General features: G+C 63.4%; 24 protein-coding genes. 14 read left to right on the top strand and 10 right to left on the bottom strand.

Annotated elements, in window-relative coordinates; translation table 11 throughout:
- Positions 1 to 24: 24 nt before the first annotated feature.
- Entirely contained in the window at positions 25 to 1,158 is a 1,134-nt protein-coding gene (locus OB916_RS11075; protein ID WP_315909357.1) for an antibiotic ABC transporter permease, read from the bottom strand.
- Between the two features lie 553 nt (positions 1,159 to 1,711).
- On the opposite strand from OB916_RS11075, the gene OB916_RS11070 reads away from it, so the two are divergent.
- A complete protein-coding gene (locus OB916_RS11070; protein ID WP_315909356.1) occupies positions 1,712 to 2,347 on the top strand; it encodes a DUF7344 domain-containing protein in 636 nt (211 codons plus the stop codon).
- A gap of 112 nt (positions 2,348 to 2,459) precedes the next feature.
- On the opposite strand, the gene OB916_RS11065 is transcribed toward OB916_RS11070, so the two are convergent.
- Positions 2,460 to 4,247: an asparagine synthase-related protein gene (locus OB916_RS11065; protein ID WP_315909355.1), complete on the bottom strand. Its 1,788-nt coding sequence runs from the start codon at positions 4,245 to 4,247 to the stop codon at positions 2,460 to 2,462.
- Positions 4,248 to 4,367: 120 nt separating this feature from the next.
- Between OB916_RS11065 and OB916_RS11060 the strand changes: the two genes are divergently transcribed.
- Positions 4,368 to 5,585, top strand: a complete 1,218-nt coding sequence (locus OB916_RS11060) for a prenyltransferase/squalene oxidase repeat-containing protein (RefSeq protein WP_315909354.1) — start codon at positions 4,368 to 4,370, stop codon at positions 5,583 to 5,585.
- 263 nt (positions 5,586 to 5,848) lie between these two features.
- On the opposite strand, the gene OB916_RS11055 is transcribed toward OB916_RS11060, so the two are convergent.
- From OB916_RS11055 to OB916_RS11045, 3 genes are all read right to left on the bottom strand, one after another.
- Positions 5,849 to 6,718 carry a GAF domain-containing protein gene (locus tag OB916_RS11055; RefSeq protein ID WP_315909353.1) on the bottom strand — a complete coding sequence of 290 codons (870 nt, stop codon included), beginning with the start codon at positions 6,716 to 6,718 and terminating at the stop codon, positions 5,849 to 5,851.
- 130 nt (positions 6,719 to 6,848) lie between these two features.
- Entirely contained in the window at positions 6,849 to 8,078 is a 1,230-nt protein-coding gene (locus OB916_RS11050; RefSeq protein ID WP_315909352.1) for a carboxylate--amine ligase, read from the bottom strand.
- Entirely contained in the window at positions 8,075 to 9,160 is a 1,086-nt protein-coding gene (locus OB916_RS11045; protein WP_315909351.1) for a sugar-transfer associated ATP-grasp domain-containing protein, read from the bottom strand. The genes OB916_RS11050 and OB916_RS11045 overlap by 4 nt, the downstream gene beginning before the upstream one ends.
- Positions 9,161 to 9,316: 156 nt before the next feature.
- Here OB916_RS11045 and OB916_RS11040 point away from each other — a divergent pair, with 156 nt between their 5' ends.
- The 3 genes from OB916_RS11040 (at position 9,317) to OB916_RS11030 (ending at position 13,123) form a co-directional block, all read left to right on the top strand.
- A complete protein-coding gene (locus OB916_RS11040) occupies positions 9,317 to 10,258 on the top strand; it encodes a hypothetical protein (protein ID WP_315909350.1) in 942 nt (313 codons plus the stop codon).
- Between the two features lie 420 nt (positions 10,259 to 10,678).
- Positions 10,679 to 12,490 (top strand): glutamine--fructose-6-phosphate transaminase (isomerizing), encoded by a 1,812-nt coding sequence (glmS, locus tag OB916_RS11035; RefSeq protein ID WP_315909349.1) that lies wholly within the window; start codon positions 10,679 to 10,681, stop codon positions 12,488 to 12,490.
- 33 nt (positions 12,491 to 12,523) lie between these two features.
- Complete coding sequence (locus OB916_RS11030) at positions 12,524 to 13,123, top strand: DUF5789 family protein (RefSeq protein WP_315909348.1); 600 nt, start codon at positions 12,524 to 12,526, stop codon at positions 13,121 to 13,123.
- A gap of 27 nt (positions 13,124 to 13,150) precedes the next feature.
- Here the strand turns inward: OB916_RS11030 and OB916_RS11025 are convergent, their stop codons facing one another.
- Complete coding sequence (locus OB916_RS11025; RefSeq protein WP_315909347.1) at positions 13,151 to 15,508, bottom strand: PKD domain-containing protein; 2,358 nt, start codon at positions 15,506 to 15,508, stop codon at positions 13,151 to 13,153.
- Between the two features lie 400 nt (positions 15,509 to 15,908).
- Between OB916_RS11025 and OB916_RS11020 the strand changes: the two genes are divergently transcribed.
- On the top strand, positions 15,909 to 16,121 hold the full coding sequence (locus OB916_RS11020; protein ID WP_315909346.1) for a hypothetical protein: 213 nt from the start codon (positions 15,909 to 15,911) through the stop codon (positions 16,119 to 16,121).
- A gap of 186 nt (positions 16,122 to 16,307) precedes the next feature.
- On the opposite strand, the gene OB916_RS11015 is transcribed toward OB916_RS11020, so the two are convergent.
- A complete protein-coding gene (locus tag OB916_RS11015; RefSeq protein ID WP_229115271.1) occupies positions 16,308 to 17,270 on the bottom strand; it encodes a transcription initiation factor IIB in 963 nt (320 codons plus the stop codon).
- A 134-nt stretch (positions 17,271 to 17,404) separates the two neighbouring features.
- On the opposite strand from OB916_RS11015, the gene rnhA reads away from it, so the two are divergent.
- Both rnhA and OB916_RS11005 read left to right on the top strand, forming a co-directional pair.
- Positions 17,405 to 17,998, top strand: a complete 594-nt coding sequence (gene rnhA / locus OB916_RS11010) for a ribonuclease HI (protein ID WP_315909345.1) — start codon at positions 17,405 to 17,407, stop codon at positions 17,996 to 17,998.
- Complete coding sequence (locus tag OB916_RS11005) at positions 17,991 to 18,551, top strand: DUF7108 domain-containing protein (RefSeq protein ID WP_315909377.1); 561 nt, start codon at positions 17,991 to 17,993, stop codon at positions 18,549 to 18,551. Before rnhA ends, OB916_RS11005 begins: the two co-directional genes overlap by 8 nt.
- Here OB916_RS11005 and OB916_RS11000 read toward each other — a convergent pair.
- On the bottom strand, positions 18,548 to 18,907 hold the full coding sequence (locus OB916_RS11000; protein WP_315909344.1) for a PadR family transcriptional regulator: 360 nt from the start codon (positions 18,905 to 18,907) through the stop codon (positions 18,548 to 18,550). The genes OB916_RS11005 and OB916_RS11000 overlap by 4 nt on opposite strands.
- A gap of 221 nt (positions 18,908 to 19,128) precedes the next feature.
- On the opposite strand from OB916_RS11000, the gene OB916_RS10995 reads away from it, so the two are divergent.
- The 4 genes from OB916_RS10995 to OB916_RS10980 all read left to right on the top strand — a co-directional run bounded on the left by OB916_RS10995 (position 19,129) and on the right by OB916_RS10980 (position 21,916).
- Positions 19,129 to 19,662 carry an inorganic diphosphatase gene (locus OB916_RS10995; RefSeq protein WP_315909343.1) on the top strand — a complete coding sequence of 178 codons (534 nt, stop codon included), beginning with the start codon at positions 19,129 to 19,131 and terminating at the stop codon, positions 19,660 to 19,662.
- A 109-nt stretch (positions 19,663 to 19,771) separates the two neighbouring features.
- A complete protein-coding gene (locus OB916_RS10990; protein WP_315909342.1) occupies positions 19,772 to 19,906 on the top strand; it encodes a hypothetical protein in 135 nt (44 codons plus the stop codon).
- A gap of 65 nt (positions 19,907 to 19,971) precedes the next feature.
- Entirely contained in the window at positions 19,972 to 21,315 is a 1,344-nt protein-coding gene (locus tag OB916_RS10985) for an alkaline phosphatase family protein (protein ID WP_315909341.1), read from the top strand.
- 199 nt (positions 21,316 to 21,514) lie between these two features.
- Positions 21,515 to 21,916, top strand: coding sequence for a hypothetical protein (locus OB916_RS10980; RefSeq protein WP_315909340.1), 402 nt, complete (start codon positions 21,515 to 21,517; stop codon positions 21,914 to 21,916).
- 83 nt (positions 21,917 to 21,999) lie between these two features.
- Here the strand turns inward: OB916_RS10980 and OB916_RS10975 are convergent, their stop codons facing one another.
- Positions 22,000 to 23,079 carry a tubulin/FtsZ family protein gene (locus tag OB916_RS10975; RefSeq protein ID WP_315909339.1) on the bottom strand — a complete coding sequence of 360 codons (1,080 nt, stop codon included), beginning with the start codon at positions 23,077 to 23,079 and terminating at the stop codon, positions 22,000 to 22,002.
- 59 nt (positions 23,080 to 23,138) lie between these two features.
- Positions 23,139 to 24,428, bottom strand: coding sequence for a histidine--tRNA ligase (gene hisS, locus OB916_RS10970; RefSeq protein ID WP_315909338.1), 1,290 nt, complete (start codon positions 24,426 to 24,428; stop codon positions 23,139 to 23,141).
- A 98-nt stretch (positions 24,429 to 24,526) separates the two neighbouring features.
- Here hisS and OB916_RS17030 point away from each other — a divergent pair, with 98 nt between their 5' ends.
- Both OB916_RS17030 and OB916_RS10965 read left to right on the top strand, forming a co-directional pair.
- Positions 24,527 to 24,862 carry an antitoxin VapB family protein gene (locus OB916_RS17030; protein ID WP_315910561.1) on the top strand — a complete coding sequence of 112 codons (336 nt, stop codon included), beginning with the start codon at positions 24,527 to 24,529 and terminating at the stop codon, positions 24,860 to 24,862.
- Entirely contained in the window at positions 24,859 to 26,373 is a 1,515-nt protein-coding gene (locus tag OB916_RS10965; protein WP_315909337.1) for an amidohydrolase, read from the top strand. The genes OB916_RS17030 and OB916_RS10965 overlap by 4 nt, the downstream gene beginning before the upstream one ends.
- Position 26,374 lies beyond the last annotated feature (1 nt).

Genomic DNA, 26,374 nt, shown 5'->3' with positions numbered 1-26,374 from the left:
TGGGAATTCCTCAGACTGGCGACGCTAATCCCAGTACTGGAAGGACGCGGCCGGCAACTGCTGGCGTTTCCGTGGCGGTTCCTGGCCGCTAACACGGAAGTGTTCTGCGAGCGCGTAGGCCATCCAGGCCTGACACCACCGCATCAGGGTGATCCGCTGCGTGTAGAAGCGATGCTTCCGGAAGTAGTACCGCCCATCACCGACGTAGAGGTTGTCGAGGACCCACTGAATGACAGTCCGTGCCCTATCGAACTCTCCGGCGTACGTGAACACGAGGATCCCCTGGGTGGCCGCGTGGATGTCTCGCGGGTACGCTGTGGACTCGTCGAAGCGCGGCGCGCCGTCGGCATCGAACAGTGACCGGTAGAACGACAGCGCCTGATCGAGCGTGTCCGTGTAGCGAGAGTCGTCGGCGACCTCGGCGTGTCGCTGGAAGGACTCGATAACGAATCCGTTGTGATGAGAGTCCATCGAGAGATGAGACGCATCGGCCGGGTCACGATAGTACCACCCGCCGCGGTCGGTCTGCAGTCCAGCGATGTGATCCAGCAGGGCCGTCGCCCGATCGAGATGCGTCTCGTCGCCGACGGCCACGTAGAGGTCCAGAAACAGGCGGGCACCGAGCGCGCCGGCGTTGATCGTGTAGTGATCGCCGTGGTTCAGGTGATAATCGATGACAGCGCCGTCCTCGACCTCGCGGTAGTCGAGGTCCTCGACGACGAACCGGGCGGCACTGCGAGCCGCCTGTAGATAGCGATCCCCGAGGTCCGCATTCGAGAGCAGTGCCCGAACAGCGTAGGACGTCGACACCACGTCCGGATCAGTTGGGTCCCCGATTCGTCCATTGAGATGCTGCAATCGGTGCTGGTGTCCGCCGCAGAACCCGCTGTATCCTGGACACTGGTTATCGAGAAGCCAGTCCAGCAGACGAATCGTTTCCGCTCGCACGTCGAGATCTGTGTACTCGCCTGCCCCGCTGGTGAGCTGGTAGAGCGCTCGGTTGGCCATCGCGAAGAGGGCCGTTCCTTTGAAGTTGCGGCGCTGTTCGACCAAAAGCAGCGGCCTGAGGTTGATCGGCGGTCGCTTGACGATCTCCTGGAACGCGATGTTCAGCCACTTGCTCTCGATAGGTAGTGCCTGCAGGAGTCGACTACTCATCCCATCCCCGTAGTCCCAGCCCGTGTAGTTGCGGCGGCGACTGTACGCCAGTGTCTTCCGAAGTAATGAAGCTACTTCCCGGTCCGTGAGATGGGGCCCTGCAGCTGATGCATCGATTGCGGTGACTCGAGCACGCTGGTTGGTCATCTGTGTGGACGCCCCACGGGACGAACTGCGCACGAGAGAACGACGGTGTGAGTCATATGAGAGACATCTCGGCCTGGCCTGAATTGGTAATATTCGTATTACCAGCGAACGGGTGCTCTGAACAGGCCGGGTATACTAAAAGCGTTGGGGGACCAACCAATTGGTTCTCGGTAGTATGCCAGAAACGTATACCTATGAGGGTTGGGATACGGCCGCTCGGTGGTAGAGGGTTGACTAGAGGAAGTGGAAAGTGGACTAGGAGTCCCATACTGGGGTATCGATGCAGGGGCACAGCTGAAACAGAGGGGACGCAATCGCATGACATCGGAACGAACGCGCACGACGATCGGCGAATCGAGTCTGAACGATTTAGACGCGAGAAGAACGGCTCTGCAGAGGGGATTCGATGAGTAGTATTGGCCAGGCTACCAAAGAGGCGCTGGAAGATGCGACACCGAGTGTCGACTCCGAAACGAGCGAGATTGAAGACGAAACGCTGGTCGAGGAGCCGGCCGAGCCAGCACCTGATCTCTCGGTCGACGTCATCTTCGAGGTGCTCAAGAACGAGCGCAGGCGGCGAGTGATCCAGTACCTGCAAGCGAACGACGGTCCCGCGGAACTCGGGACTGTCGCCGAACACATCGCGGCGCTGGAAAACGACAAGGAAGAGTCGGCGATCTCCTACGACGAGCGCAAGCGCGTCTACGTCGGCCTGTATCAGTGCCATCTCCCGAAGATGGACGACATGGGAGTCATCGACTTCAACCGGGCACGCGGTCGGATGGAACTGACAGATCAGGCACGTCACCTCAATCCGTACCTCCAGGGGCCCGTGTCACGCCGCCCGTGGTATCACTACTACGGTGTGATCGTACTCGGCGGTCTGGGGATGTACGCCGCGGTGCTCGCGCAGATCGCGCCGTCGATACTGACGCCACAGGTGGTGCTCGGCGGCGTACTCGCCGCGACGGCCGTGTGTACGGTCTTTCACTCGCTCGACGAAACGGCACAGGACGCCCCGGACCTATCGCTGCAGTCGTGATGGGGGCCGGTGTACGCCAGTCCGGGGCCGACTGCCGCACGGAAGGCGGCCATCTGGATGAAAACGCCGGTCATGTCGCCGGTCGACCCGGAAGGGCGGTCGGTCGTCGACGTCACTCTCGGTGTCGATCGAAGTGTTGCTGGAGCCAGATCTCGAGCGTCGTGAGTGCGCTGATCGCGTTCATGTCGGCTCCGTCGCCCAGTTGTTCCCGGTAGGAGGCGACCGCCTCGTCGTCGATAAACGGTCGTTCTCCGACGGCGTCGAGGAGGTCGTCGATCTTCGTCCGGAACTCCTCGTGGGTGTTGTACCACGTCTCGGTCCTGCTGCTTGCGCTTCCGTAGGTCGGCCTGGACAGCAACTGTGCGATTGCGGTCGCGGTGTAGAACCCGATCACGTGGAGGGGGTACGGCATGGAGGGCTTCAGCCGCGACCGCTCATAGGGGATCTCCGCGAGATCGGCATTGAGCGTGCGGATCAGCTGGATCTTCGGTTCGACGAGACCGTAAATGAACTCCCCGTCCGAGAACGGGAGCGCCCCCATCCGCCAGGAGACGGGGAGTTTCGCAGCCTTCGACAGGAACTCCCCGTCGGCGTAGGGGACGCGCGTTCCGACCTGATTCCGCGCGACGGGATTGCTCGCGTGCGCGAGACGCGGGAAGTAGTTCTGGTAGTGGGCGTCGACGATTCCCTCGGTGAGCGTCGGTTCGTCGATCCGGCGGGCTTCCTTGCGGAACGAGCCCAGCGGGTCCACCGGCACGGCCAGCAGGTCTTTGACTGCTTCGGCCGTCAGGGTCGCCTCGCTCGCGTACATCGACTCGACGAGCGACGACGGTTCAGTCAGGTGGTGCCGGCAGAGATGGTGGCCGGCGAACGACCCCGCGATACCCTCTAGCATGATGTCCGGGTCGCGGTCGTCGATGTTGAACGTGGCGGTGAGGTTGAGCAGCGTGTTCCACTTCAACATTCCATCGGTGACGGAGACAGCCTTCTCCAGCACCGGGGTAAACTGCTCGACCGTTAGCGGAACCGTCTCGTTATCGAGACCGAGTACCTCGGCCGTCTCCGCGGCTAACCGGAGATTGACCCCACCGCCGGGATTCGCGTCGTAGGTGTACGTCACCAGGGACTCGAAGGCCCCGTCGTCGGCGCGAGCGAGTTCGTTCGCCGTTGCTCGACTGTCGAGGCCGCCCGACAGCCACAGCCCGACGTCGCCTGCCATCGTGTTGACTGTCCGTTCGGCCGAGCGCTGGTAGGCGTTCGTCCACTCGTGGCGGTACTCGTCGGTCGGCTTCGCCGGCCTGTAGTCGGGCTTCCAGTATCGTCGCTCGTCGGTCTCTCCCGCTCGATACTCGATGACCGTTGCGGGATGGACTGCGTTGACCCCCTCCAGAAGCGTCGTGTCACTCCACATGTGACCCATGAGCAAGAGGTCGCTAACGCCCTGGGTATCGATCGCCGCCTCGTCGAGATATCCCAGGAACGGTGCCAGCCTGGACGCGAAGGCGAAGCCTCGCTCGGTCGTGTAGAGGGGGATCCGACTGCCGATCTTGTCGGTCGCGAGAATCACTCTGTCGTCGGCGGCGTCCACACAGGCGATCGTAAACGGTCCGTCAAGCGCTCGAAGCGTCGCCTCCGGGGAGCGAAGGAGTCGCTCGAATATCTCCTGGTCGTCCCAGCCCAGCGCGTCACGGTTCGAGACCGCGCCGTCGATCACGCCCGCGGCCTGCCCGTCGCCCCAGAAGGTGTATCCGTTGGGGTCTTTCTCACCGTGATGCTGGAGCGCGAGGCCGTGCTCGCCGGCCTCGAACCGCTCTGTCTCGTACCACGGCTCCTGTGGCAGTGTCTCGACCATCCCTTCCAGCTGTGCCTGATCGACGGTGCCGCCGACGATTCCGGTCATTGGGAGTACAATACCCGGACCAACCAATCAGTATACGCTCGCTACCTGTCGAGACAGTCAGATTCTCAGTCTATAACGAAGTATCCGCCGCCGTCACTCACGGTCGGTAGATCGATCCTCATGGTTGCCAACCACCGGTCGCCCGTCGGGCGACAGCACGCGAGTCCCCCGACAGACAGCGTCGCGGCCGCCGGGCTCGCGGCGCTCGAGTACGCTGCCCGACGGGAGTACACCGGCTGGGACTACGCCGACGGCATGAGCAGTCGCCTCCGGCAGGCGCTCCCGTTCAACAACCGATGGGTAAACCTCGCCTTCCAGGAGACGATCAAGCGCAGTCCCGTCAACGTTCGCCCGCTGTTTCTGGTCGAACAGCGCCGCAACTTCAAGGGAACGGCCCTGTTCACGCTGGCACATCGGGAGTTCGACCGCACGTCGCTCGATGGCGACTCGTTCGACCACGCGCACGAGGCGACTCGACTAGCCGACTGGCTGCTCGACAACCAGTGTCCAGGCTACAGTGGGTTCTGCGGTGGACACCGCCACGAGAACCAGCACCTCGACCACCGGACGTTGCCGACCGAGCCCGACGTCGTGTCGACCTCCTACGGCGTCAAGGCACTGCTCGCGGCGGCCGAGTACGATCCGGAATACGCGGACGTCGCACGCACGGCTGAGGCGTTCTTGCTCGAGGACATGCACTACCGCGAGGTCGAGGACGGCGCGAAGATAGACTACTACCCGAAAGACACGGCCGACCACTACACGCTCAACGCCGGCGCGCTCGCCGCCCGGACGCTCGTGGACCTCTACGCGCACGTCGGCGACGATCCGCTCCGCGAGCGGGCACGGAAACTCCTCGATTACGTCGTCGCGCGCCAGACCGACAGCGGCGGGTGGTACTACCGCGACCCGCCCGACGCGTCCCATCTCTCGATGGACACCCATCACAACGGGTTCGTCATCGAGTGTCTCCAGCGGTACCGCGAGGTCACGGACTCGCGGCGATACGACGAGACGCTCAATCGCGCGGTCGAGTTCTTTCAGGACGCGCTGTTCGAGGCGGACGGCGCGCCGCGCTTCGACGAGTCCACAGCGTACCCGCGAGACGTCCACGCGGCCGCGCAGGGGATTCTCGTGTTCACGTACGCCGGTGACCTGCAGTTCGCACGCCGAATCATCGACTGGACGCTGGAGCACCTCTATGCCGGGGACGGACGGTTCTACGTCCAGAAACGCCGCTTCTACACGAAGCGGATCACCCTGATGCGGTGGTGTCAGGCCTGGATGGCCTACGCACTCGCGGTATACTGCCGGTCGGCGGAAGCTGGTGGAGAGTGATCTCCCCGAGACCCGGACACGAGCCAACGCTCGGGAGAGCCAGATCTCCCGACGGGCGACCGAGCAGGACGTCGACGGCAGCCACGCTCAGAGGATGAACGTATGAGATCCCCGCTGAACTGGAACGGTAGGCGTGTGGCTTCGGTGAGTGCGGCCTGAGTGAGTCCCATGTCAGCGTCTTCGGTCGCTGATTATATATTTGATATATAGTCCTGAGTCGGTCGGAGAGGATGTCCACATGAAGAACGCGTGTTCACAGTCGATCAGCCGAAACACTCCGTCGAATGCTCCTTCAGCAAGTCCAACAGCGGTTCGATCTCATGGAAGCGCGGACCCCGTGCGACGACGTCCGAGTCGCGATCCCACTCGATATAGCCAGCGTGTGCCAGTTTCGGGAGATGCACGTGGTACAGCAGCTTCTCGTCGTCTTCGGCGCAGGTTAGCTGTCTGAGCGTCTCGATATCGGTCACGGAGATTCCCTCCAGAAAGGCGATCAGGACGCATCGTCGCACTTGGTTGCTGAGAGTGTCCATTATCCCGTCTATGTGTGATGGAGACATACTGTACTCGTCAACGGTATCGCCGGTATCGCCGGTACCGTTGGTCGGCGGTCCGGTCCACTGATGCAGTTCGTAGGTCACCCATTGGCCGTACATCTCGACCAGGATTACCTCCTCTCGAGTGAGCGGTTCGTCACGGGGCTCAGTACTTGCGAAACACAGCGTACCGTACAGGTCACCCTCGACGTTGACAGTCGTGCCGACGTAGCTCCCGAAGCCGAACGTCTCGTACGCCGGGTCACCGGCCCACCCCTCGGCCAGCGCGTCGTTGACGACCATCGTCCCCGCTGGATCCACGATCGTCTTCCGACAGTAGGTCGTTTCGAGCGGGACGTCTGTCTTCTCCTGCAGGTTGTCGGAGGGGCCGTGGACCACCTCGAAGCGTTGCGTCTCGGTATCCAGATCTATACGAGAGAAAAACCCGTACGGCAGCCCGAATTCGTCGGTTTCGTTCGCGAACAGCTGATCGAGTTTACTCCACAGATCGACGTGGGGCGCCAACAAACTGTTCCACACTCGCTGGATGTGGGCTAACTTCTCGTTCTGTGTGGGCGTGCTGATGGAATGGATCATTGCTCTAGCATCCGCATCACAATATTGGACATGGGTGTCGGCCAGCGCATTGGAGATCCTCTCGCTGGTGTTCAACGCGAGATGTGTTATTATGTTACCTAGCAACAAACTATTTACGGCGGATTTCTCGCTATGGAAGAATATGTTGTCGTATCGACTGTGTAGCCAGATAGGCACCCTGCAGGAGCGCACCGACGGTCGGAACCGGATCGTCGAGAGAGACGAACGTGTGGTGCGTCGTTCCAAACGAACGAACGAACGGGACAAGTGCCCCGAGGTGACCACTGGCGAGGTGCTCTCCGAGCCATTTGAGGTCCTCGTAGAGCAATCGGCGCTGGAGAATGTCGGTCCGATAGGCCCCGACGTCGATCAGCGGTGACGGATCGAGGCCCCTGAGCAGGAGATAGTGGAACCACGGGATGTCCACGCCGCTCTCGACGGCGAACGGGAGCGAGCCCCAGTATCTGCCGTTGACCTCGATGACGTAGAACTCCCCGTCCGGCGTCCGCATAAACTCCACCATTACCGGCCCCGTCCAGTCGAGGCGGTCGAGCACGCGCTCGGTGTATTCGAGCATCGTCGGCTCGCGAACCGCTGCCAGCAGCGCCGAGTTCCCGCCCGAGGCGGGGTAGGTCCGGAGTCGCTCCTCCTGGAAGTACGTCAGTACGTCACCGCCGTCCGCGAGCGCGACCGTCGTGGTCGTCGTTCCCGGCACGTACTCCTGGACGATGGGATAGCGCCCCTCCGCGTGGTCCTGTTCGCGGCTGAGCCGCCGATAGGTTCGTCGCAGCTCCGCGGGCGAGTGGACGTAGTTCTCGTCACCGACGAGCGTCACCGTATAGCCGGTGTCGTGAAGGTGGCTCTTGCAACGGGGCTTGACCAGCGCCGGGTATTCGATCTCGTCCGCGATCGCAGCGACGTCGTTCATATCGGTCGGACTGTACGTCTCCGGCGTCGGCACGTCGATCGAGGCGAGCGCGTCCGCGAGTTTTCCCTTGTCGAACGCCCGGTCGAACGTCTCCCAGTCTTCGACGGCGACAGTCGTCCCCGTCCGCTCGATCCGTTCCTTGTACCGTGAGAGGATGAGCGAGGAGTGATCGGCGGCCGGAATAACGGCGACGTAGTCGGACCGATGCAGGTGATCGACGAGGTGATCGACGAACGCCGTATGATCCGAGTCGGGATCAGGGTGGACGTACGTCTCGTCGCTATACCGCGAGAACATCCCCAGCGACCATCGGGAGCGGCCGCCAGCGGTGATGGGCACGTGTTTGCTACCCAGCGATCGGATCACGCTCATCGCACACTGCGTGTCGCTATCCAGGACGAGAACGCCGTCGGTACTGTCCCGAGAGGTCACGCGATCCCCCTCCGTTCGGACGCGAGAACGCCGTGGTGTCGATAGAACCGGCGCACGCGGTCGTCAGCGAGGAGCGGACCGTGTGCCTGTATGTCTGCGTCGACCGACTGTGGATCCCCTTCGAGCACCGTGACGGACCCCGCGTCGTCCCGGACGACGACGTCCCAGCCCACGTGTGGCCACAGCCGGCCGTACGTCCCGGCGAGTTCGCGGACGGACGCGTTGATCTGCTCCCATCCGGGGACGGTGCAGTCGGCGATCTGGGTCCCGGTCTCGGGGTGACTGTCGTTCCAGCCCTCGACGGTCGTCTCACTGTGTGAGTTCGCCACAGCCCTGCTCAGCGTCCCGGTATCGGGATCGATTTCGGCGCTGAGCCCGCCCGCCCCCCAGTTGTCGATATGTCCGCTCGAAGGTGTCCCGAATCGATGGACCGCTCTGGCGACGAACGGCTCACCGGTTTCGGGATCGATCATCGTGAGAAACCGGATCGTGTTCGTCGAGTCCGGGGCGATACGTGCCGCGTACTCGGCCTGGCTGACGTGTTCGGTGAGGAGTCGGTCCCGGCCCTCGATCAGCGTCTCGTACAGGGTCGTCCGTTCGATCGGGCGACCGTCGAGACGGAGTTGTCCGTCCAGTCTGTCGATTCGCTGTATCTCGTCACCCCTGGCGGCCTGTATGGGTTTCGCGATGGCGGGGGCGTCCGCCAGTCTCTCGAGGAACTGTTCGAACGAATCGGTTTCCGGGATCCCCGGGACATCGACGAACGTGCCGTCCATGACGACTCCGTGGATGTCTGCGAGGAGGTGGTCGTGCGTCGGCGAAACGAGCAGGTGAAACAGCAATTTGTTCGCCAGGGCTTCTGTATAGGGATCGTCGATACCCCTGACCCGGCGGTACTCGACGTCCGACAGGTACTGCTCTACAGTCCCGGGTGTGAGATCCCAGATGGCGTCTTTCGAGGAGAGAAACCCGTGCCGGTAGAGCCACAACCGACGCTCCCACGTGAGACCGGGCTGTTCGACCCCTCGAATCTCGGTCGCGAGGGCCGAGCGGACCGACTCGAGAAGTGTGCGCAACCCCATTGTCGACGACGTTGGATCCCGCAGGCGTTGTTATGATCCCCATTCACCCGCGACGGCGGGCTGTCACGACGGAATACGAGTACTACTGGATCGATCCGATGGTAGCAAACAGCTTACAACACGGCTGTGACGCTATCCTCGACCGACAGCAACTGCATGATCTCCACACGGCAACTCAAACAGGCACTCACGTGGGCCATCGAGAGCCCGAACCTCCTCGTGAGAGAGGTGAACCGACTGTACTACACGCGCGGCTACAGACGCTCGTTCAACCACGACGGCATCGACGTCGTCGCCGAGGACTGGGACACGCTGATCGTCCTCGACGCGTGCCGATACGATCTCTTCGCGGAGCGGTCCACGCTCCCAGGAACATTGCGCGCGCGCGAGTCACGGGCGGCCCACACCTCCGAGTTCATCCGGGGGAACTTCCACGAACGGGACCTGACGGACACCGTCTACGTGACCGCGAGTCCGATCCTCCAGCGTGGGTACCCCGAGAGATACAATCCGGAGTTTCACGCCGTGGTCAACGTCTGGCAGGAGGACGGCTGGGACGAGGAGTCGAACTCCGTCCATCCGGAGACGATGGTCGAGTACGCACTCGACGCCGCGGAGCAATACCCCCAGAAACGACTCGTCGTCCACTTCATGCAACCGCACTACCCGTTTATCGCGTCCGATACGGAACTGGACAAACAGACCGTACCTGACCCGACCGAGATCACGACCGATATCTGGAACGAGATGATGTACAAATCGGCCGACATCGACCCCGAGACAATTGTCGACGCCTACCGGGCGAACTTCGATCTGGTCGTTCCGTACGTCCAGCAACTGCTCGACGAACTGTCGGGAAAGACGGTCGTGACGTCTGACCACGGCAATATGCTCGGCGAGCGGTCCTGGCCGCTGCCGATCCGCGAGTGGGGACATCCACCTGGCGTATACACCCCTGAACTCGTCCGTGTCCCCTGGCTGGAGTACGAGTCGGGGCCGCGGCGGACGATCGTCGCCGAACCCCCCGAAAGCGACACGGCAGACATCGAAGACGACGTCGTTCGTGACCGGCTCCGACAGCTCGGCTACGCAGAGTGAGTCGGCAGTGGTAGCAGATGACTGTCTTCGCCACAGGGAACACACACGGCACCGACGACAGCGGCCAGCGACTCCAGTCCGATCCTCGCTGTGACGGAGAACGGTAAACATCGATTATCGGCGGACCAGCCGACCTCAGCCCCACAAGCCCGTTCATAACAAAGAGAATATTGAACCGTCTGTCTGTATGCGCCTCAGAAACGCGAATCGTGATCCAATGCGTGTGACCACGACTCGCAGCGCTACCTTCCGAACCCGTGTGCAACTCGCGCCTGGAAGTAACCCGGTGCAACGTTCGTCACAGACCTATCACTCGAAACGGCCGTCCGGTTCGAACGCTCACTGGCGGTCGTATTGGCTATCACATCACACTGAAGTGGCTGGGGACGTGTCCGCCATCACGTCGGGGGTGTCGATCTGATGTGTGGGATCACTGCCCGGATCGGGAGAGACGACTCGCTCGACGCGCTGCTGACCTCACTCCAGAACCTCGAATACCGCGGGTACGATTCGGCGGGTATCGCCATCCAGAACGGGACAGGCATCGAGATCAACAAGCGTGAAGGCCAGGTTTCGGAGCTGCAGTCCGAACTCGCCGCGGGTAACGTCGACGGGCCGGTCGGTATCGGCCACACGCGCTGGAGTACACACGGCCCGCCGACTGACGACAACGCCCACCCACACACCGGCTGTCACGGGCGGGTCGCGGCCGTCCACAACGGGATCATCGAGAACTACACCGAACTCCGTGAGGGACTGCAGGATCGCGGCCACGAGTTCACCAGCGACACCGACACGGAAGTGATCCCCCACCTCGTCGAGGAGCGACTCGCCGCGGGCCAGGACCCCGAGTCCGCCTTCCGCGACGCGGTCGACCAGCTCGACGGGAGCTACGCCATCGCGCTGCTGGTCGACGGCGATCCAACGGTGTACGCGACCCGGGACGGCTCGCCGCTGGTAATCGGAGACGGTCAGTCGGCGAATTACCTGGCCAGTGACGTCCCCGCGTTCCTGGAGTTCACCGACCGCGTCGTCTATCTGGAGGACAACGACATCGCTGTGATCACGCCCAGGAGCTACCGGATCACCGACGTCGACGGTACCCCCGTCTCCCGTTCGGTCGAGACCGTCGATTGGGATCCCGAAGACGCCGAGAAGGGGAGTTACGACCACTACATGCTCAAGGAGATCCACGAGCAGCCGATGGCTCTCCGACAGACGTTGCACGGACGGATCGACGGCGACGACGTCGTTCTCGACGACTTCCCACCGGGGTCGTTCGAGGACGTCTCGAACGTCCAGTTCGTCGCCTGTGGAACCTCCTATCACGCGGGGATGTACGGCGAGCGACTGCTCTCGGACTGGGGGATCGACGCCGACACGTTCATCGCCAGCGAGTACGCCGCTTATCCTGCCCCCGTCGGCGAGGACACGCTGGTGATCGGTGTCACCCAGTCCGGTGAGACGGCAGACACCCTGGAAGCGCTGCAGAGCGCCCGGGACCGTGGCGCGCGGACGCTCGCGCTGACGAACGTGATCGGATCCACCGCCGCCCGCACGTGTGACGACGCGCTGTTCATCCGTGCCGGGCCCGAGATCGGCGTCGCCGCCACCAAGACGTTCTCCTCGCAGGTCGCGACGCTGGTCCTCCTCGGGGAGCGGCTCGTTCGGGACGTCACCGGTGAGCCGACCGAGGGCCACGAGCAGCGCCTGCGCGCGCTCGAATCACTCCCGGAGAACGTCGAGTCGGTGATCGAAACCACCGACGCGAAAGACGTCAGCCGACGCTGCCTCGGTGACAACGGTCACTTCTTCATCGGCCGCGGGAGCGCCTTCTCGGTCGCCCTGGAGGGTGCCCTGAAATTCAAGGAGATCACTTACGAACACGCCGAAGGATTCGCCGCGGGAGAACTGAAACACGGTCCACTGGCGCTCGTGACTTCGGAGACGCCGGTATTCGCCATCGGTACGGGCCAGCACTTGAACCGGCTCGAGAGCAACGTCCGGGAGATCCAGACCCGCGGCGGACCAGTCGTCGCCGTCGGACCACGCACGGCGTCGCAACTCGCACAGACGGCCGACGAGTTCCTCCCTGTCCCCGCGACGCATCCGGATCTGGTCGCTGCGCTCGCGAACGTCCAGCTCCAGCTGATCGCCTACCACGCCGCCAACGAGATGGGGCGCTCCATCGACAAACCGCGCAACCTCGCGAAGAGCGTGACCGTCGAGTAATCGCCTACAGACTGATCGCGATACTACAACAATATGGCAGACGACAAAAGCGGCAGAGAAAACCAAGCGGATCGAGAGGGACAGAGACAGCGAGAACGGGAGATCGAGGCGGAACTACAGCGCGGGGACGAACCCGAACCCCCGGTCGATACCTCCACGCTCGCCTTCTTCGAGACGGAGCTGGACACGGTAGCGTTCCCGGCAACGGGGGCAGAGATCGTCGAGACGGTCGGTGATCGGCAGATCGAAGCCGAGACCGGCGTCTACACCGTCGCCGAACTGCTCCCGGAGACGGATGTCGAGACCTTCGAGTCGCCAGCCGCCGTCCGGACGCGGGTCCAGCGGCCGACGATCGCTTCGGCTATGAAACGGATCGTCGAGGCGGCTGAAGGGATTGAACAGGCGGACTTTCGTACGTCTCAGGGGGAGGCCTACGAGCGGACCTTTCTGGAACTGCAGGCGATCGACGCCGTCGACGACGACGAGGGCATCTCGGTGGTCCGGGACTGGGTCGTAGAACAGATCGACAAGAAGGGCAAACTCCCGGGATCACGCGACGTGCGCCGGCGGGCGGCGAAGTACTGCCGGGCGAACGGCTATCAGGTCAGCAACGACGAGTGGCTCGGTGTGTGATGGCGGCTGACGCCCTCGGCGACGGAATCAGATCGTCGAGACGTCGACCTGTTCGCCGTCGACGAAGACGTCGGCTTCGCCTTGCAGGAACTCGACGCTCGTCAGTTCGCCGGTAAAGGTGAACTTGTCGACGTGCGAGGAGTTGGTGACCCAGCCGTTCGCGGTGTCACTGGAGACGTCGTCCCAGCCTTCGATAGTGTCCGAGACGCCCTCGATCTCGCCGCCGACCTCGACGGCGTACTCCGTGGGCGTGCCGGTTCCCTGAATCGTCAGTGTGCTCTCCGTCGGGTAGATCCGGTCGCCGTTCCGATAGACCTCTGCGTGGCCCTCGAGGAACTCGAAGGACGTGATCTCGCCCTCGAGCCAGAACTCGTCGCTGTGACTGGTTTCAGTGACGTAGCCCGTGGCGCTCGTGCCCGAGACATCGTCCCACTTCTCGATGGTCCCGGAGACGGGTTGCAGCTGTTCGCTCACCTCGAAGGCGTACTCGGTGGTGGTGCCGGTCCCCCGGATCTCGAGTCGATCCATGGTCGGGTCGATCTGCGCGCCGTCGAGGAAGACGTCGGCCTCGCCCTCGAGGAACTCGAAGGACGTGATCTCGCCGTCGAAGGTGAACTCGTCGCTGTGGCTGGTTTCAGTGACGTAGCCCGTGGCGCTCGTGCCCGAGACATCGTCCCACTTCTCGATGGTCCCGGAGACGGGTTGCAGCTGTTCGCTCACCTCGAAGGCGTACTCGGTGGTGATACCGGTTCCGCGGATCTCCAGGTGCTTCTCCAGAGCGGTCTCGCTGACAGACACCTCCGTCGTCGTCGAATCGGTCGCACCGTCGTCGTCCTCGACGACCAGCGTGACGCTGTAGGTCCCCCCGGAGTCGAAGGTATGTGAAACTGACTCACCCTGGGCGGAACTGCCGTTGACCTCCCAGTCGTAGGCGACGATAGCGCCGTCACTGTCCGTGGAGTCCGAACCCGAGAGCTCGACCGTGAGGTCGGTCTTGTCCGTCACCGTGATCGACGCCGACGGTCCTCCGTTGGTGTCTTCGCCGCACCCGCCGTTCGAGACGTTCTCCGTGTCGAAGGTTTCGATCGACGCGTTCGGCATGTCGATACAGGAGTCGCGGATGACGCTCCCGTCGCGGTCCGCCGCGTCGAAGCCACGCCCGGAACCGGTAAACGAACAGTTCTCGAATACGACCGCGTCGTCGTCGGGCGACACCGAATCCGCGTTGACAGTCAGCGTCTTCCCGCCGTCGTTGTGGACGGTGCAGCCGTAGAACTCCGCGCTCCCGTGACCGCCCCACCCGGGCAGGGCGATGACACCACGGCCCGCTTCTTTGGTCCACTCGATCTCGATGTCACGAAAGACCGCCCCGGTGTATCCGTTGTCACTCGCGTCGACGCGGATGGCGTCGGCGGAGTGGCGGGACCCGTCGACCTTGACGTAACAGCCGGTCGCGCTGGAGACCTTCGAGGGGTGATCGCCGGCACCGAAGCGGATGTTCGCGTTCTGGTTGTTGACGAACTCCACGTTCTCGAGGGTCGTCACGCCGGGCCCAGCCGTCAGCCGAGTCGCAGCGGAGTTGCGCTCGTGGATCACGGAGTCCCGGAGGATAACCTCGCCCTTGTGGCCCACACCGGCGCGGAAGAAGGCCACACCGTCAGGGTAATCGGCCTCTACTGCCGGCTTGTCGAGGCCAGCGTAGACGTTCTCCCAGATCCCGACGGCGTCCTGATCCCAGACGTCGACCGCGAGCGAGTGGCCGTTTTTGTCGTCCAGCGGAGTCACTCCGAGGAATTCGATGTTGTTGACGTACACGCCTTTGTTCGATCGGATGTCGAGAAACATCATCGATACCTCGTCGTCCCGATCGTGGAACGAGACGTTCTCGACCGTGTACGGGCCCGGTCCGCCCCCCTCGAAGAACCCGATCGCCGATCCTTTCTCCGGAAGGAACTGTACGTCCCGACGATGATTGCCGAGTCCGCGGACGCCGAACCGTGAGACGTCCGAGATGTAGTGGTCGTCTTCGAGCAGATACTTGCCAGGCGGGAACTCGATGAGTGTTCCCGTTTCGAGCGCACTCTCGTAGGCAGAATCGATCGGTTCGCTCCCCGTGGGGTCCATGCCCAGATCGTCGACCGCGTCGACCACTCGATCGAAAGTGATCCCGTTGTACGTCGTCTCCGCAGACGCGACACTGGACAGTCCCGGAACTGCTGCCGCAACTGAGGCCGAACCGATCAGCTTCAGAAGCGAGCGGCGCTGTAGGTCACTGTTACTGCCGGTAGGGTCTTCATTCCCCCTCGCGTTGAAGCGGGTAGTATTATCTTTCGTGTCACTCTCTGTCTCGTCGTATGGCGTATGATTACCGTACCTGTCTGCCATGGATTGGTAGGAGAACCATTCTCGTAAAACTCTTCTCGCCCGTTCAGTAGTGGTATGGTCAATTTCCGTTCCAGATAGATACCAGATACATATTATATATTCCCGGATAGCGATATTTGATGATCTCCGTCACTTGATCGATCTGCGATCGGGTATGATACTCTTACTGCGCGCCGGCCCAGGTAAGAACTACATACGATAGGTAGAACTGTCGAAATCGGCCGGTAATATCATCCTACTGGCGATTACACGAGTTCTGCATCGACATGCTGCTTGATCACTGGTCGAAGCGGTGGCCGTTCGGCAGCTGGCGTAGACCACAGTGGACAGCACCAGCAACGAGAGGGCTTACTGCGTGTATCGAAGTAATAACTACCCGTCCAGCGTGACAGGACTGTACATGGCCGAACAGACACACCGAGAGCGCGCCCGGGATACGAGCAAGCAGGTCTATACGATGGCCTTGCAGGCCACGGCCGCACTCGTCGTCCTTCTCGTCTTCGCGGGCCTCGCCTACCTCGTCAGTATCGATCGGATCGACGGGAGCGCGCTCCTGCTGTATGCTGGCGTCCTCCTCGGGTATATTCTCAACGCCACGTGGCGCCGACGATGAGACGGGCGGGAACCCATACGAATTGTTGTACGTCTGTTCCCCATCGACCGCCCGACACCGGGCGGTCAGAGCGGTAAATCGGTACAATAATCCGTATCACTCGTGGGTGTACCTAAGCCGTGAGTTCGTCGAGATATTGACCACACTGGGATGGTGGATTCCCTCGAAATGTCACAGCCGGCAGTCTCAGCTGTGAATCCCCATCGCTTCGATCTGTTCCTGGTAGCGATTGCGGATCGTGACTTCGGTGACCTGTGCGACGTCGGCGACTTCTCGCTGGGTCTTCTTCTCGTTGCAGAGCAGGGAGGCGGCGTAGATCGCGGCGGCGGCGTAGCCGGTCGGCGATTTACCCGAGAGCAGGCCCTGTTCGGCGGTCTCTTCGATTATTTCGTTGGCTTTCGTCTGGACTTCTTCGGAGAGGTCGAGTTCAGAACAGAACCGGGGGACGTACTTCTTGGGATCGACGGGCTCCATCTCCAGGCCGAGTTCCTGGGAGATATAGCGATACGTGCGCCCGATCTCCTTGCGTTCGACCCGAGAGACGTCCGAGATTTCCTCGAGGCTCCGCGGGATCCCCTCTTTCCGACAGGCGGCATACAGCGCCGAAGTAGCGACGCCCTCGATCGAGCGACCCCGGATGAGGTCGTCGTCGAGCGCGCGCCGGTAGATCACCGAGGCGACCTCCCGTACCGAGCGCGGGACGCCCAGCGCCGAGGCCATGCGGTCGATCTCCGAAAGCGCGAACTGAAGGTTGCGCTCGCCGGCGTCTTTCGTCCGGATCCGTTCCTGCCACTTGCGAAGGCGGTGCATCTGGCTGCGCTTTTTCGAAGAGATCGAGCGGCCGTAGGCGTCCTTGTCCTTCCAGTCGATCGTCGTCGTCAGCCCCTTGTCGTGCATCGTCTTCGTGGTCGGCGCACCGACCCTGGATTTCTCCTGGCGCTCCTGGTGGTTGAAGGCGCGCCACTCCGGGCCAGGGTCGATGTTCCCCTCCTCGACGACGAGCCCGCAGTCGTCACACACCAGTTCACCTCGATCCGCGTCCGTGACGAGTTCCTCCGACCCACACTCCGGACACTGCTGTACGGCTTCCTCCTCGGCATCTGTCTCCGTCTCGGACTCGCGCTCCCGCTGGCGGGTGGACCGTGTCATCGCACTTTTATAGTAGCATTTTCCCTTAACTTAAATCCTTGGGATGGTTGCCATTCTGACCACTAAAGAAGGTCAGAGGCTGATTTCCGGTCAATCACAAGGTGTAAGCCCGTAGCCCCGTGATTTCGGTGTGAATGCCAGTCATCGAGTGTGACGAATCCAGCGCGCGAGAGCGGCTGGAAGCGGCCGGGATCGGGATCGAACCCGGAAATACGGACCACGAGCGCTGGCGCGCGCACCACGGTGGCGCGAGCGCGGTCGCCTACGAGGGCAAGGTGGTCGTCCAGGGAGAGGACCCGGAGCGACTCGCAGGGTTGCTCCGAGAGGACGGCGGCCGGGCACACATCTACTTCGACGGGGCCTCGCGGGGCAATCCCGGGCCTGCGGCGGTCGGGTGGGTGATCCTGACCGGCGACGGGATCGTCAGCGAAGGCGGCGAGCGGATCGGGACGGCGACCAACAACCGCGCCGAGTACGAGGGACTGATCAAGGCGCTGGAGGTCGCCGCCGACTACGGGTTCGAGGAGGTCCGGATCCGTAGCGACTCCGAACTGCTGGTCAAACAGATCCGGGGGGAATGGAACACGAACGATCCGGACCTGCGCGAGCGGCGAGTTCGCGCCCGGGAGCTGCTCACTGGATTCGGCTCGTGGTCGATCGAGCACGTCCCGCGGGAGCTGAACGAGCGCGCCGACGAGCTGGCCAACGATGCACTCGACAATGACTGATCTGCCCGACAACGTCGTCGAGGAGGCCGAGCGGTTGACGCGACTGGCCCGCCGGGCCAGCGGCGAGGAGGCACAGGCCTACCGGCGCGACCGCGAGGAGATCCTCGCCGAGTATGGCTACACGGCCCGGATCCGCGAGGAGGACGACACGCTCGTCTGCCATCCCGAAGAGTGGATCGACGAGGAGGGGCTAGTCCGTACCGAGCGGATTGAGGACCTATCGCGCGGCGTCGAACGGCCGCTGTCCGGACCGGGCGAGCCGGAGGAATGGGAGGCGGTCGCGTCGCACAACTTCGAGGTCGCCGACCGAGTCGCCGACGAACACGGCGAGCCACACGGGGAGACGGCCCGTGCGCTGGCCGAGTTTGCGAACAACCACTACGCCAAGCCGATCGAGTCGCTGACCGAGGCCGAACTGACGGAGTTCCGCGAGGAGTACTTCCCCCGCAACGCCTGGCCCAGCGACGACCAGCGCGAGCAGCTTTCACTGTCTATCGAGTACACGGTTGGGGAGGCACGACAGAAGGAAGTGCCGAGAGAAGGGAACGACTAGTTGGCCCGCTCGATCAGTTCGCGCAGGTCCGCCGCGCGAGCGTCGTCGGTGACGATCTTCGAGAACTCCCAGCCGAGCTGGTCGAGCAGCGCCTCGTAGCCGTCGTCGGTCAGCTCGTACTGGTTGGTTCGCTTGTCCAGTTCGCTTTTCTCGACGAGATCCATCTCGACGAGGTCGTCGAGGTTCGGGTAGAGCCGGCCGTGGTTGACTTCCGACCCGTAGTACGCTTCGAGTTCGCGCTTGATCGCGAGTCCGTATCTCGGCTCTTCGGCCAGAATGACCAGAATGTTCCGCTGAAACGCCGTTAGTTCTTTCGTGATTCCGGGATCGTTCGTAACCGCTTGTGCTTCTGACATAGTTATCTGAAGGTCATCAGGACATTTAACCCTTGTTAACTCTATTCAGCAGCGCTGTCGTTTTCGTAACCGTTCGGCGGAGTAACCGTATATTAGTCGTATCGGGGGTGTGTGGTATAGCCGCTGTAGTGGTTGCGATTCCTGCGCCTCGTCGTGGCGTCCACCCGATCTTGGGGCTGCTGTCGAAAGGACTTTTTGGCCGCTGCTCGGAAGGAAGGGTGATGACGAACCTCTGGGAAGACCTCGAAACCGGACCGAACCCGCCCGAAGAGATCTACGCGGTCGTCGAGTGTCTCAAAGGCGAGCGCAACAAGTACGAGTACGACAAGTCGGTCCCCGGCGTCGTGCTGGACCGGGTGTTGCACAGCAACGTCCACTATCCCTCCGATTACGGGTTCATCCCCCAGTCCTATTACGACGACGGGGATCCCTTCGACGTCCTCGTTCTCGTCGAAGACCAGACGTTCCCCGGCTGTGTCATCGAGGCGCGCCCGGTCGCGCTGATGAAGATGGACGACGACGGCGAACAGGACGACAAGGTCATCGCCGTCCCGAGTGAGGACCCTCGCTACGATCACATCCAGGACCTCGAGGACATCCCCCAGCAGACGCTGGACGAGATCGACGAGTTCTTCGCGACCTACAAGAACCTCGAAGAGGGCAAGGAAGTCGAAACGCTTGGCTGGGAGGACAAGCAGGCCGCCTTCGACGCGATCGAACACGCACAGGACCTCTACGACGAGAACTTCGCGTAGCGACAACCCCTTTTCGTCGTGATATGCACCGCAGGCATGCCCGCCTGTCTGCCGATAAATTATGAGCATGGGTAATTATATGTGTCTGTGGACCGTTCTTTCGATTGCAATGTCATCGACCCGTCCGCCAGCCGGCATGGATCACCCCACGGTCGTTCCCGAGCGCCGTCCGGAGTCGGGGCTCGACCACGTGACAGTCGTGCCGGAGAACTACGACCCGTCGGCGGACGAGAGCGAGCGATAGTCGCCGCTTTCTGGAACGAACTCGCGAGAAGAAGCTTCTTGTGCCCGTCCCTGGTAGCGGGGGGTATGGGACTGTTCGACCGGCTTCGAGGCGACGGCGGACCCCGCGTCGCGTTCTTCGGGATTGACGGGGTGCCCTACAGCCTGCTCGCCGACCACGAGGACGAGTTCGAGAACCTCGCCGCGATCGCATCGGAGGGTAGCGCCGGCGCGATCGACAGCATCGTACCGCCCGAATCCAGCGCCTGCTGGCCGTCGCTGACCACCGGCGTCAATCCTGGCCAGACCGGCGTCTACGGCTTCCAGGACCGGGAAGTCGGCTCCTACGATACTTACGTTCCGATGGGCCGTGACGTGCAGGCGACCCGCGTGTGGGACCGCATCGAAGACGCCGACCGGAACGCGACGGTGATGAACGTCCCCGTGACGTTCCCGCCCCAGCGCGATGTCCAGCGGATGGTCTCGGGCTTTCTCTCCCCGGGCGTCGAGAAGGCGGCCTATCCAGACGAGCTACGGGACTACCTCGACGGGATCGACTACCGGATCGACGTCAACGCCAAACTCGGCCACGACGAGGACAAGAGCGACTTCATCGAAGACGCCTACGAGACCCTCGAGAAGCGCTTCGAGGCGTTCAAACACTACGTGCAGGAAGACGACTGGGACCTGTTTTTCGGCGTCTTCATGACGACCGATCGGGTCAACCACTTCCTGTTCAAGCACTACGAGCAGGACGGCGAGTACAAAGAGGAGTTCATCGAGTTCTACCGCACGGTCGACGACTATCTCGGCCAGTTACGAGAGATGCTCGCCGACGACGTGACGATGATGGTCGCCTCCGACCACGGGTTCACGAGCCTCGAATACGAGGTCCACTGCAACGAGTGGCTCGAACGGGAGGGGTGGCTCTCCTATGCGGAGGACGATCACGAAGAGCTGGGCGACATCGCCGAGGAGACGACGGCGTACTCGCTGATTCCCGGCCGGTTCTACATCAACCTCGAGGGGCGCGAACCCCGCGGGAGCGTGCCCGAATCCGAATACGAGGAGGTGCGCGCCGAACTCAAAGCCGAACTCGAACGGCTCGAAGGGCCGGACGGTAACCCGGTCGCGGATCGGGTCGTCACTGGAGAGGACGCCTTCCGGGGCGACCACGACGACATCGCACCGGACCTCGTCGTGATCCCCAACCACGGCTTCGACCTGAAGGCGGGGTTCAAAGGCGACAGCGAGGTATTCGACGTGGGGCCGCGAAACGGGATGCACAGCTTCGACAACGCGACGCTGTACGTCGACGATCCCGACGTCCGAATCGAGGACGCCGACCTGTTCGACATCGCACCGACGATTCTCTCGCTGATGGACATCGAACACGAGCGAACGGAGTTCGACGGCCGCAGCCTCATCTAGGCGAAACCAGTACCTTCGCGTACTTTTTTGCCGCCGCCAGTCGGGCCTCGCGGCCAGTGGAGGTCCGATGGAACTGGACGAAGCGCTCGCGACAGTGACGTCGCGTCGGCGACCATCGATGTCGAGGCCGGGTGATATCGAAGACGGAGTCCGGTTGGGACACAGGTGTATTTATACTTCGACCGACGTATTGGAAACGATGGCGGACGTTTCCCTGGACCTCGATCCGGCGATGATCGACAACCTGCGCCGCGAGGCAGACGAGCACGGGTTCGAGGACGTCGACGGCTACGTCGAGTGGCTGCTCGGCCATCGCGACACGGTGCTCAACGAACACGACGTCTGGAACGCACCCCCGGGTGGCGACCTCGACGCCGACCTGGGACAGTCTTCCGGCCCGTCTCTCGACCCCGGTCGTTCCGACGTGGGATCTGACACCGCCGACGGGCCGTCACTGGAGCCCGACAGTGCCGAGCCGTCACAGGATCCCGACGGCGAGCCGGCCGAGTCCGGAGCGGACATCGACCTGCCCGACGAAGACGGCGCCGACGACGACGACGTCGCCGCGGCACTGGAAGAACTCGAACTCGACGACGAATAGCGGCCTGTACGGCCCGTCGAGGCCGGCAGAGAACTCCCAGACAGGTCGAACCATCCCGTCGAGGCCGGTACGCGAGGGCAGTATCAGAACAGGTCGTCGATCTGTTCGTTCTCGAAGGCGTCGCTGGGGTCAGGCGTCGGCTCGCTGGCTTGCTCGTGTGCCTGGCGAGCGCGTTCGAGGAACTCCTGGATCCGGCTGGAGCGTTCGACGCCGCCCAGCAACACCAGTGCGGCGAGCCGGTCGCTGTCGAGCGGGAAGTCTCCGCCCCGGACTTCCAGACACCCGGTTTCCTCTTCGAGCCAACTGCGAGCGCGCTCGACGCCCTTGCGAGCGATGCGATCCGGATCGCCGGCGATCACCAGCAGTGCCGTATCGGCCTCGACCGCGTCCGGGAGACTCGTTCCCGCAAGCAGGGCGTTTCGCGTCGCAGTGATGATGTTGTTGATGTTGTCCGCGCTGTCCTCGGCGGCCGCCGCGGAGGCGTAGCCGATCGAGGCGATCCCGCCCGGCTGGAGCGTGTTGATCACTTCGCTGGAGTCGACGACGCTCTCTGCGACCCCGTCGATGACCTCGCCGGCAGCCAGCAACAGTCCGACGCGCTGGGCGATGTTCTGGTTGATCGTCTCGAAGCTCGCTTCGAGGCTCTGTTCGTTGTCGTGCCAGGCGTCGTTGTCGATCAGGATCGTCGCGTCGGCCTCGCGGGCGACAGTCTTCAGCGACCGGCCGGCGTTGGCCTGGTAGATCGAACCCTCGTTGCGTCCGGGCAAGACGCCGAGCACGTAGACAGGGACGTCGTAGATGCGCTTGAGTTCGTGGGCGAGCATCGGTGCGCCGCCGGAACCGGTGCCGCCGCCGAGCCCGGCGACGATCACGATGCCCTCCGCACGGGAGGTGATCCGGCCGTCGAGCTCGTCGATCACTTCCGTCGACTCCTCGCGCATGATCTCCGCGCCGAGTTCGTTGTCTCCACCGACCCCGTGACCTTTCACGCGATCGCGGCCGATCAACTGCGTGTCGATGTCGAGAGATTGTAGGTCGGCCGCGGCGGTATTGACTGCCAGGGCCCCCTGCACTGCGTCGAACCCCATCTCGTAGTCGTACTCCGCGAGGGCCTGGGTGATCTTGCCGCCGGCTTGACCGACCCCGATCAGGACGACTTTCATACACGCAGGGTCGGCACACCGGGTAATCAACGTTTGGTCCGTTTCGGCCGATATTTGAGCTACGCCAGTTCGTCGACCACGTCCTCGACCGGCACGCGCCGTTCGTCGCCGCTGTCCATGTCCCGGACGGTGACGACCCCGTCGTCGAGATCGCGCTGGCCGACGATCAGGACCGTCTCGGCGTTGATGCTGTCGGCGTACTCGAACTGGCCGCCGAGCCCGCGGCTCGCCAGATCGGTTTCGACGACGAGTCCTGCCTCGCGGAGGTCGCTGGCGAACCCGAGCGCCTCCTCGCGAACGTCCCCGGAGACGGCGGCGACGTAGACGTCCGTCGACAGTTCCTCGGCGGGCCACTCGCCTTCCTTCTTGAGGAGTTCGCGGGTCGTCGAGTACCCGAAGGCGAACCCGACCGCCGGCACGTCCTGGCTGCCGAACAGGCCGACCAGGTCATCGTAGCGGCCGCCGCCGAAGAGTGCGCGCAACTCGCCCTCGCTGTCGAAGGCCTCGAAGACCAGCCCCGTGTAGTAGGCCAGCCCGCGGACGATCGACAGGTCGAGCTTGCAGACGTCGGCGACACCGTACGACTCCAGGGCGTCGGCCAGATCGGCCATCCGATCGACGGCCTCGACGGCGTCCTCGTCGTCGGGCGCGAGTTCGCGCAGGCGATCGATCTCCTCGGTGATCGGCCCCCGGATCGCGGTGAGTTCGTCGATCCGTTCGGCCGCCTCGTGGGTGACGCCCGTGTTGCGCAGTTCGGTCAGGAACTCCTCGCGGGCGAGTTTCTCCTTGTCGTCGACGACGCCCATCACCTCGTCGGTGTTGTCGATCCCCTCGGCTTCGAGCAGGGCGTCGAGCAACGTGCGGTCGTTGATCAGAAACTCCACGCGGTCGGCGACGCCGAGCCGGTCGTAGATCGTCGCGGCGACGGCGATGACCTCGGCGTCGGCCTCGACGCTCTCGATCCCGAAGACGTCGACGTCGGTCTGGAAGAACTCCCGGTCCCGTCCCTTCTGGACGTTCTCGTAGCGCCACCGTTTCGAGGTGTCGTACCACTTGATCGGGGTCTTGAGGTCCTTTCGCTGCTGGACCAGCCGCGCGCGAGTCGGCGTCTGCTCCGGCGTGAGCGTGACCTGCCTGCCTCCTCGGTCCTCGAAGCTGTACGTCTGGTCCATCAGCTCCTCGCCGGACTTGATCTCGTACAGTTCTCGGCGTTCGACCGCGGGCGTGTCGATCTCCCGGAAGCCGAACTCCGCGGCGGTCGTCTCGACGACGTCGATGACCCCCCGCCAGGCGGCGAACTCCTCGGGATAGCGATCGTAGAAGCCCTTCAGGCTCTCTATGTCGGTCATTACCCCGTTGTGATCACGGCAGCGACATAGGGGTTCGGAAACGCGACTCGGGAGCGATCGGAGTGAGCTATGTGGCCGCGTATACAGTCGTATACGACATGGAAACCAGGAGCGTCCGCCTCGACGAGGACGTCTACGAGACGATCAAGGCGCGCAAGCGGGACGACGAGACGTTTTCGGAGGCCATCGAGCGGCTGATCGACGGGGCCCTCGCTCCTCTCGCTTCGCGGAATCCTCGCAGACGAGGACGCCACAGCGTTTCGCGAAGCGGTCGACGAGGCCGATACGGACGCGCGCAAAGACGTCGACGACTCACCGGTCGGAACGCTTATATTATGAGCTCGTGGGGATTTTCGGCGCCCAGGTGCAGAAATCCTGTCGAAATATCACAGCCGACAGTATTAACGCACTGCCGGTCTCGCCTTTCCCCATGACCGCGCCGGCTGACCGGATCGTCACGAACGTCGACGGCCACACGCTCGCCGAACCCGACGAGACCTTCGAAGCGGTCGCGATCCGCGACGGCCGGATCGTCCGGGTCGGTCAGGCCGCAGAAGTCCGGTTTCTGGAAGGCGTCGAGACCGACGTGCTCGACTTCGAGGGGGCGACGCTGTTGCCGGGCTTCGTCGACGCCCACACGCACATGGATATTCTGGGACGGCGACAGGCCGAGATCGATCTGGCGGACGTGGCCGGGCCCGACGAGGCCGTCGAGCGTCTCCGGGAAAACGGCGACGACGGCTGGATCCTCGGGTTCGGTTACGACGAGTCGACCTGGGCGGAGTCGCGGTATCTCACGCGCGGGGACCTCGATCGGGTCAGCGATGATCGGCCGGTCGCAGCCTTCCGCGAAGACCTGCACGTCGTCTCGGTCAACAGCGTCGCTCTGGATCGACTGAACGAGGATCTGCCCGACGAGGACGTCCGAACCGAAGGCGGTGAACCGACTGGCGTGCTCGTGGAAAGCGCACTGGAGGTCGTCACCGACGCCGTCGCGCCGGACGCCGAGACGACTCGCGAATACCTGCTGGCCGCCCAGTCGGTCGCGCTCGAACGCGGCGTCACGACCGTCCACGACATGGTGCGGAACCCGCACGTCCCCGGGGTGTACCGCGAGCTCGATCTCGCGGGCGAGCTCGACCTCCGGGTGCGGCTCAACTACTGGGCGGACTTCCTGGAGGCACTCGAACGAACCGGAGAGCGGACGAATCACGGCAGCGACCGGGTCGAGACGGGTGCGATCAAGACGTACACCGACGGGTCGATCGGCGGTCGCACGGCGAAGCTCTCCCGTCCGTATGCCGATGAAGACACCACCGGCACCTGGATCCTCGAACCCGACGACCTCGCCGGTCTGGCCGGCCGGGTCACGGACGGCGGCTTTCAGATGGCTGCCCACGCGATCGGCGACGCGGCGATCGAGGCCGTGATCGACGCCTACGAAGCCGCCGGGGGCGACCGCCACCGGATCGAACACGCCGAGTTGCTGACCGACGGGGCGATCGACCGGCTCGCCGACACCGGTATCGTCGTCTCTGCCCAGCCGAACTTCCATCGCTGGGCTCGCGAGGGCGGGCTCTACGAGACGGCGGTCGGGACCGAGCGACGGATGCGAACGAACCGGTTCGCCGCGCTGAGCGAGGCGGGCGTGCGGCTGGCGTTCGGGAGCGACTGCATGCCGCTCGATCCCCTCTTCGGCGTTCGCCAGGCCGTCACCGCGCCCGAGGCGAGCCAGCGGCTGTCGGTCACCGAAGCGCTGCGGGCGTATACGCTGGGCGGTGCCTACGCCGGATTCGACGAGGATCGGCTGGGGACGATCGAATCGGGGAAGCGGGCCGATCTGGTCGTGCTGGCCGATTCGCCGTGGGACGTCCCCGAGGCCGAAATCGACGGCATCGACGTCGTCGCGACGCTGCTGGACGGCGAAATCGTCGCCAGCCGCTAGA

It is taken from the genome of Halapricum hydrolyticum, from assembly GCF_025517535.1.
Classification (GTDB): Archaea; Halobacteriota; Halobacteria; order Halobacteriales; family Haloarculaceae; genus Halapricum; species Halapricum hydrolyticum.
Note: the sequence above shows the minus strand (reverse complement) of the source record. Positions and strands in the feature narration are given on the sequence as shown.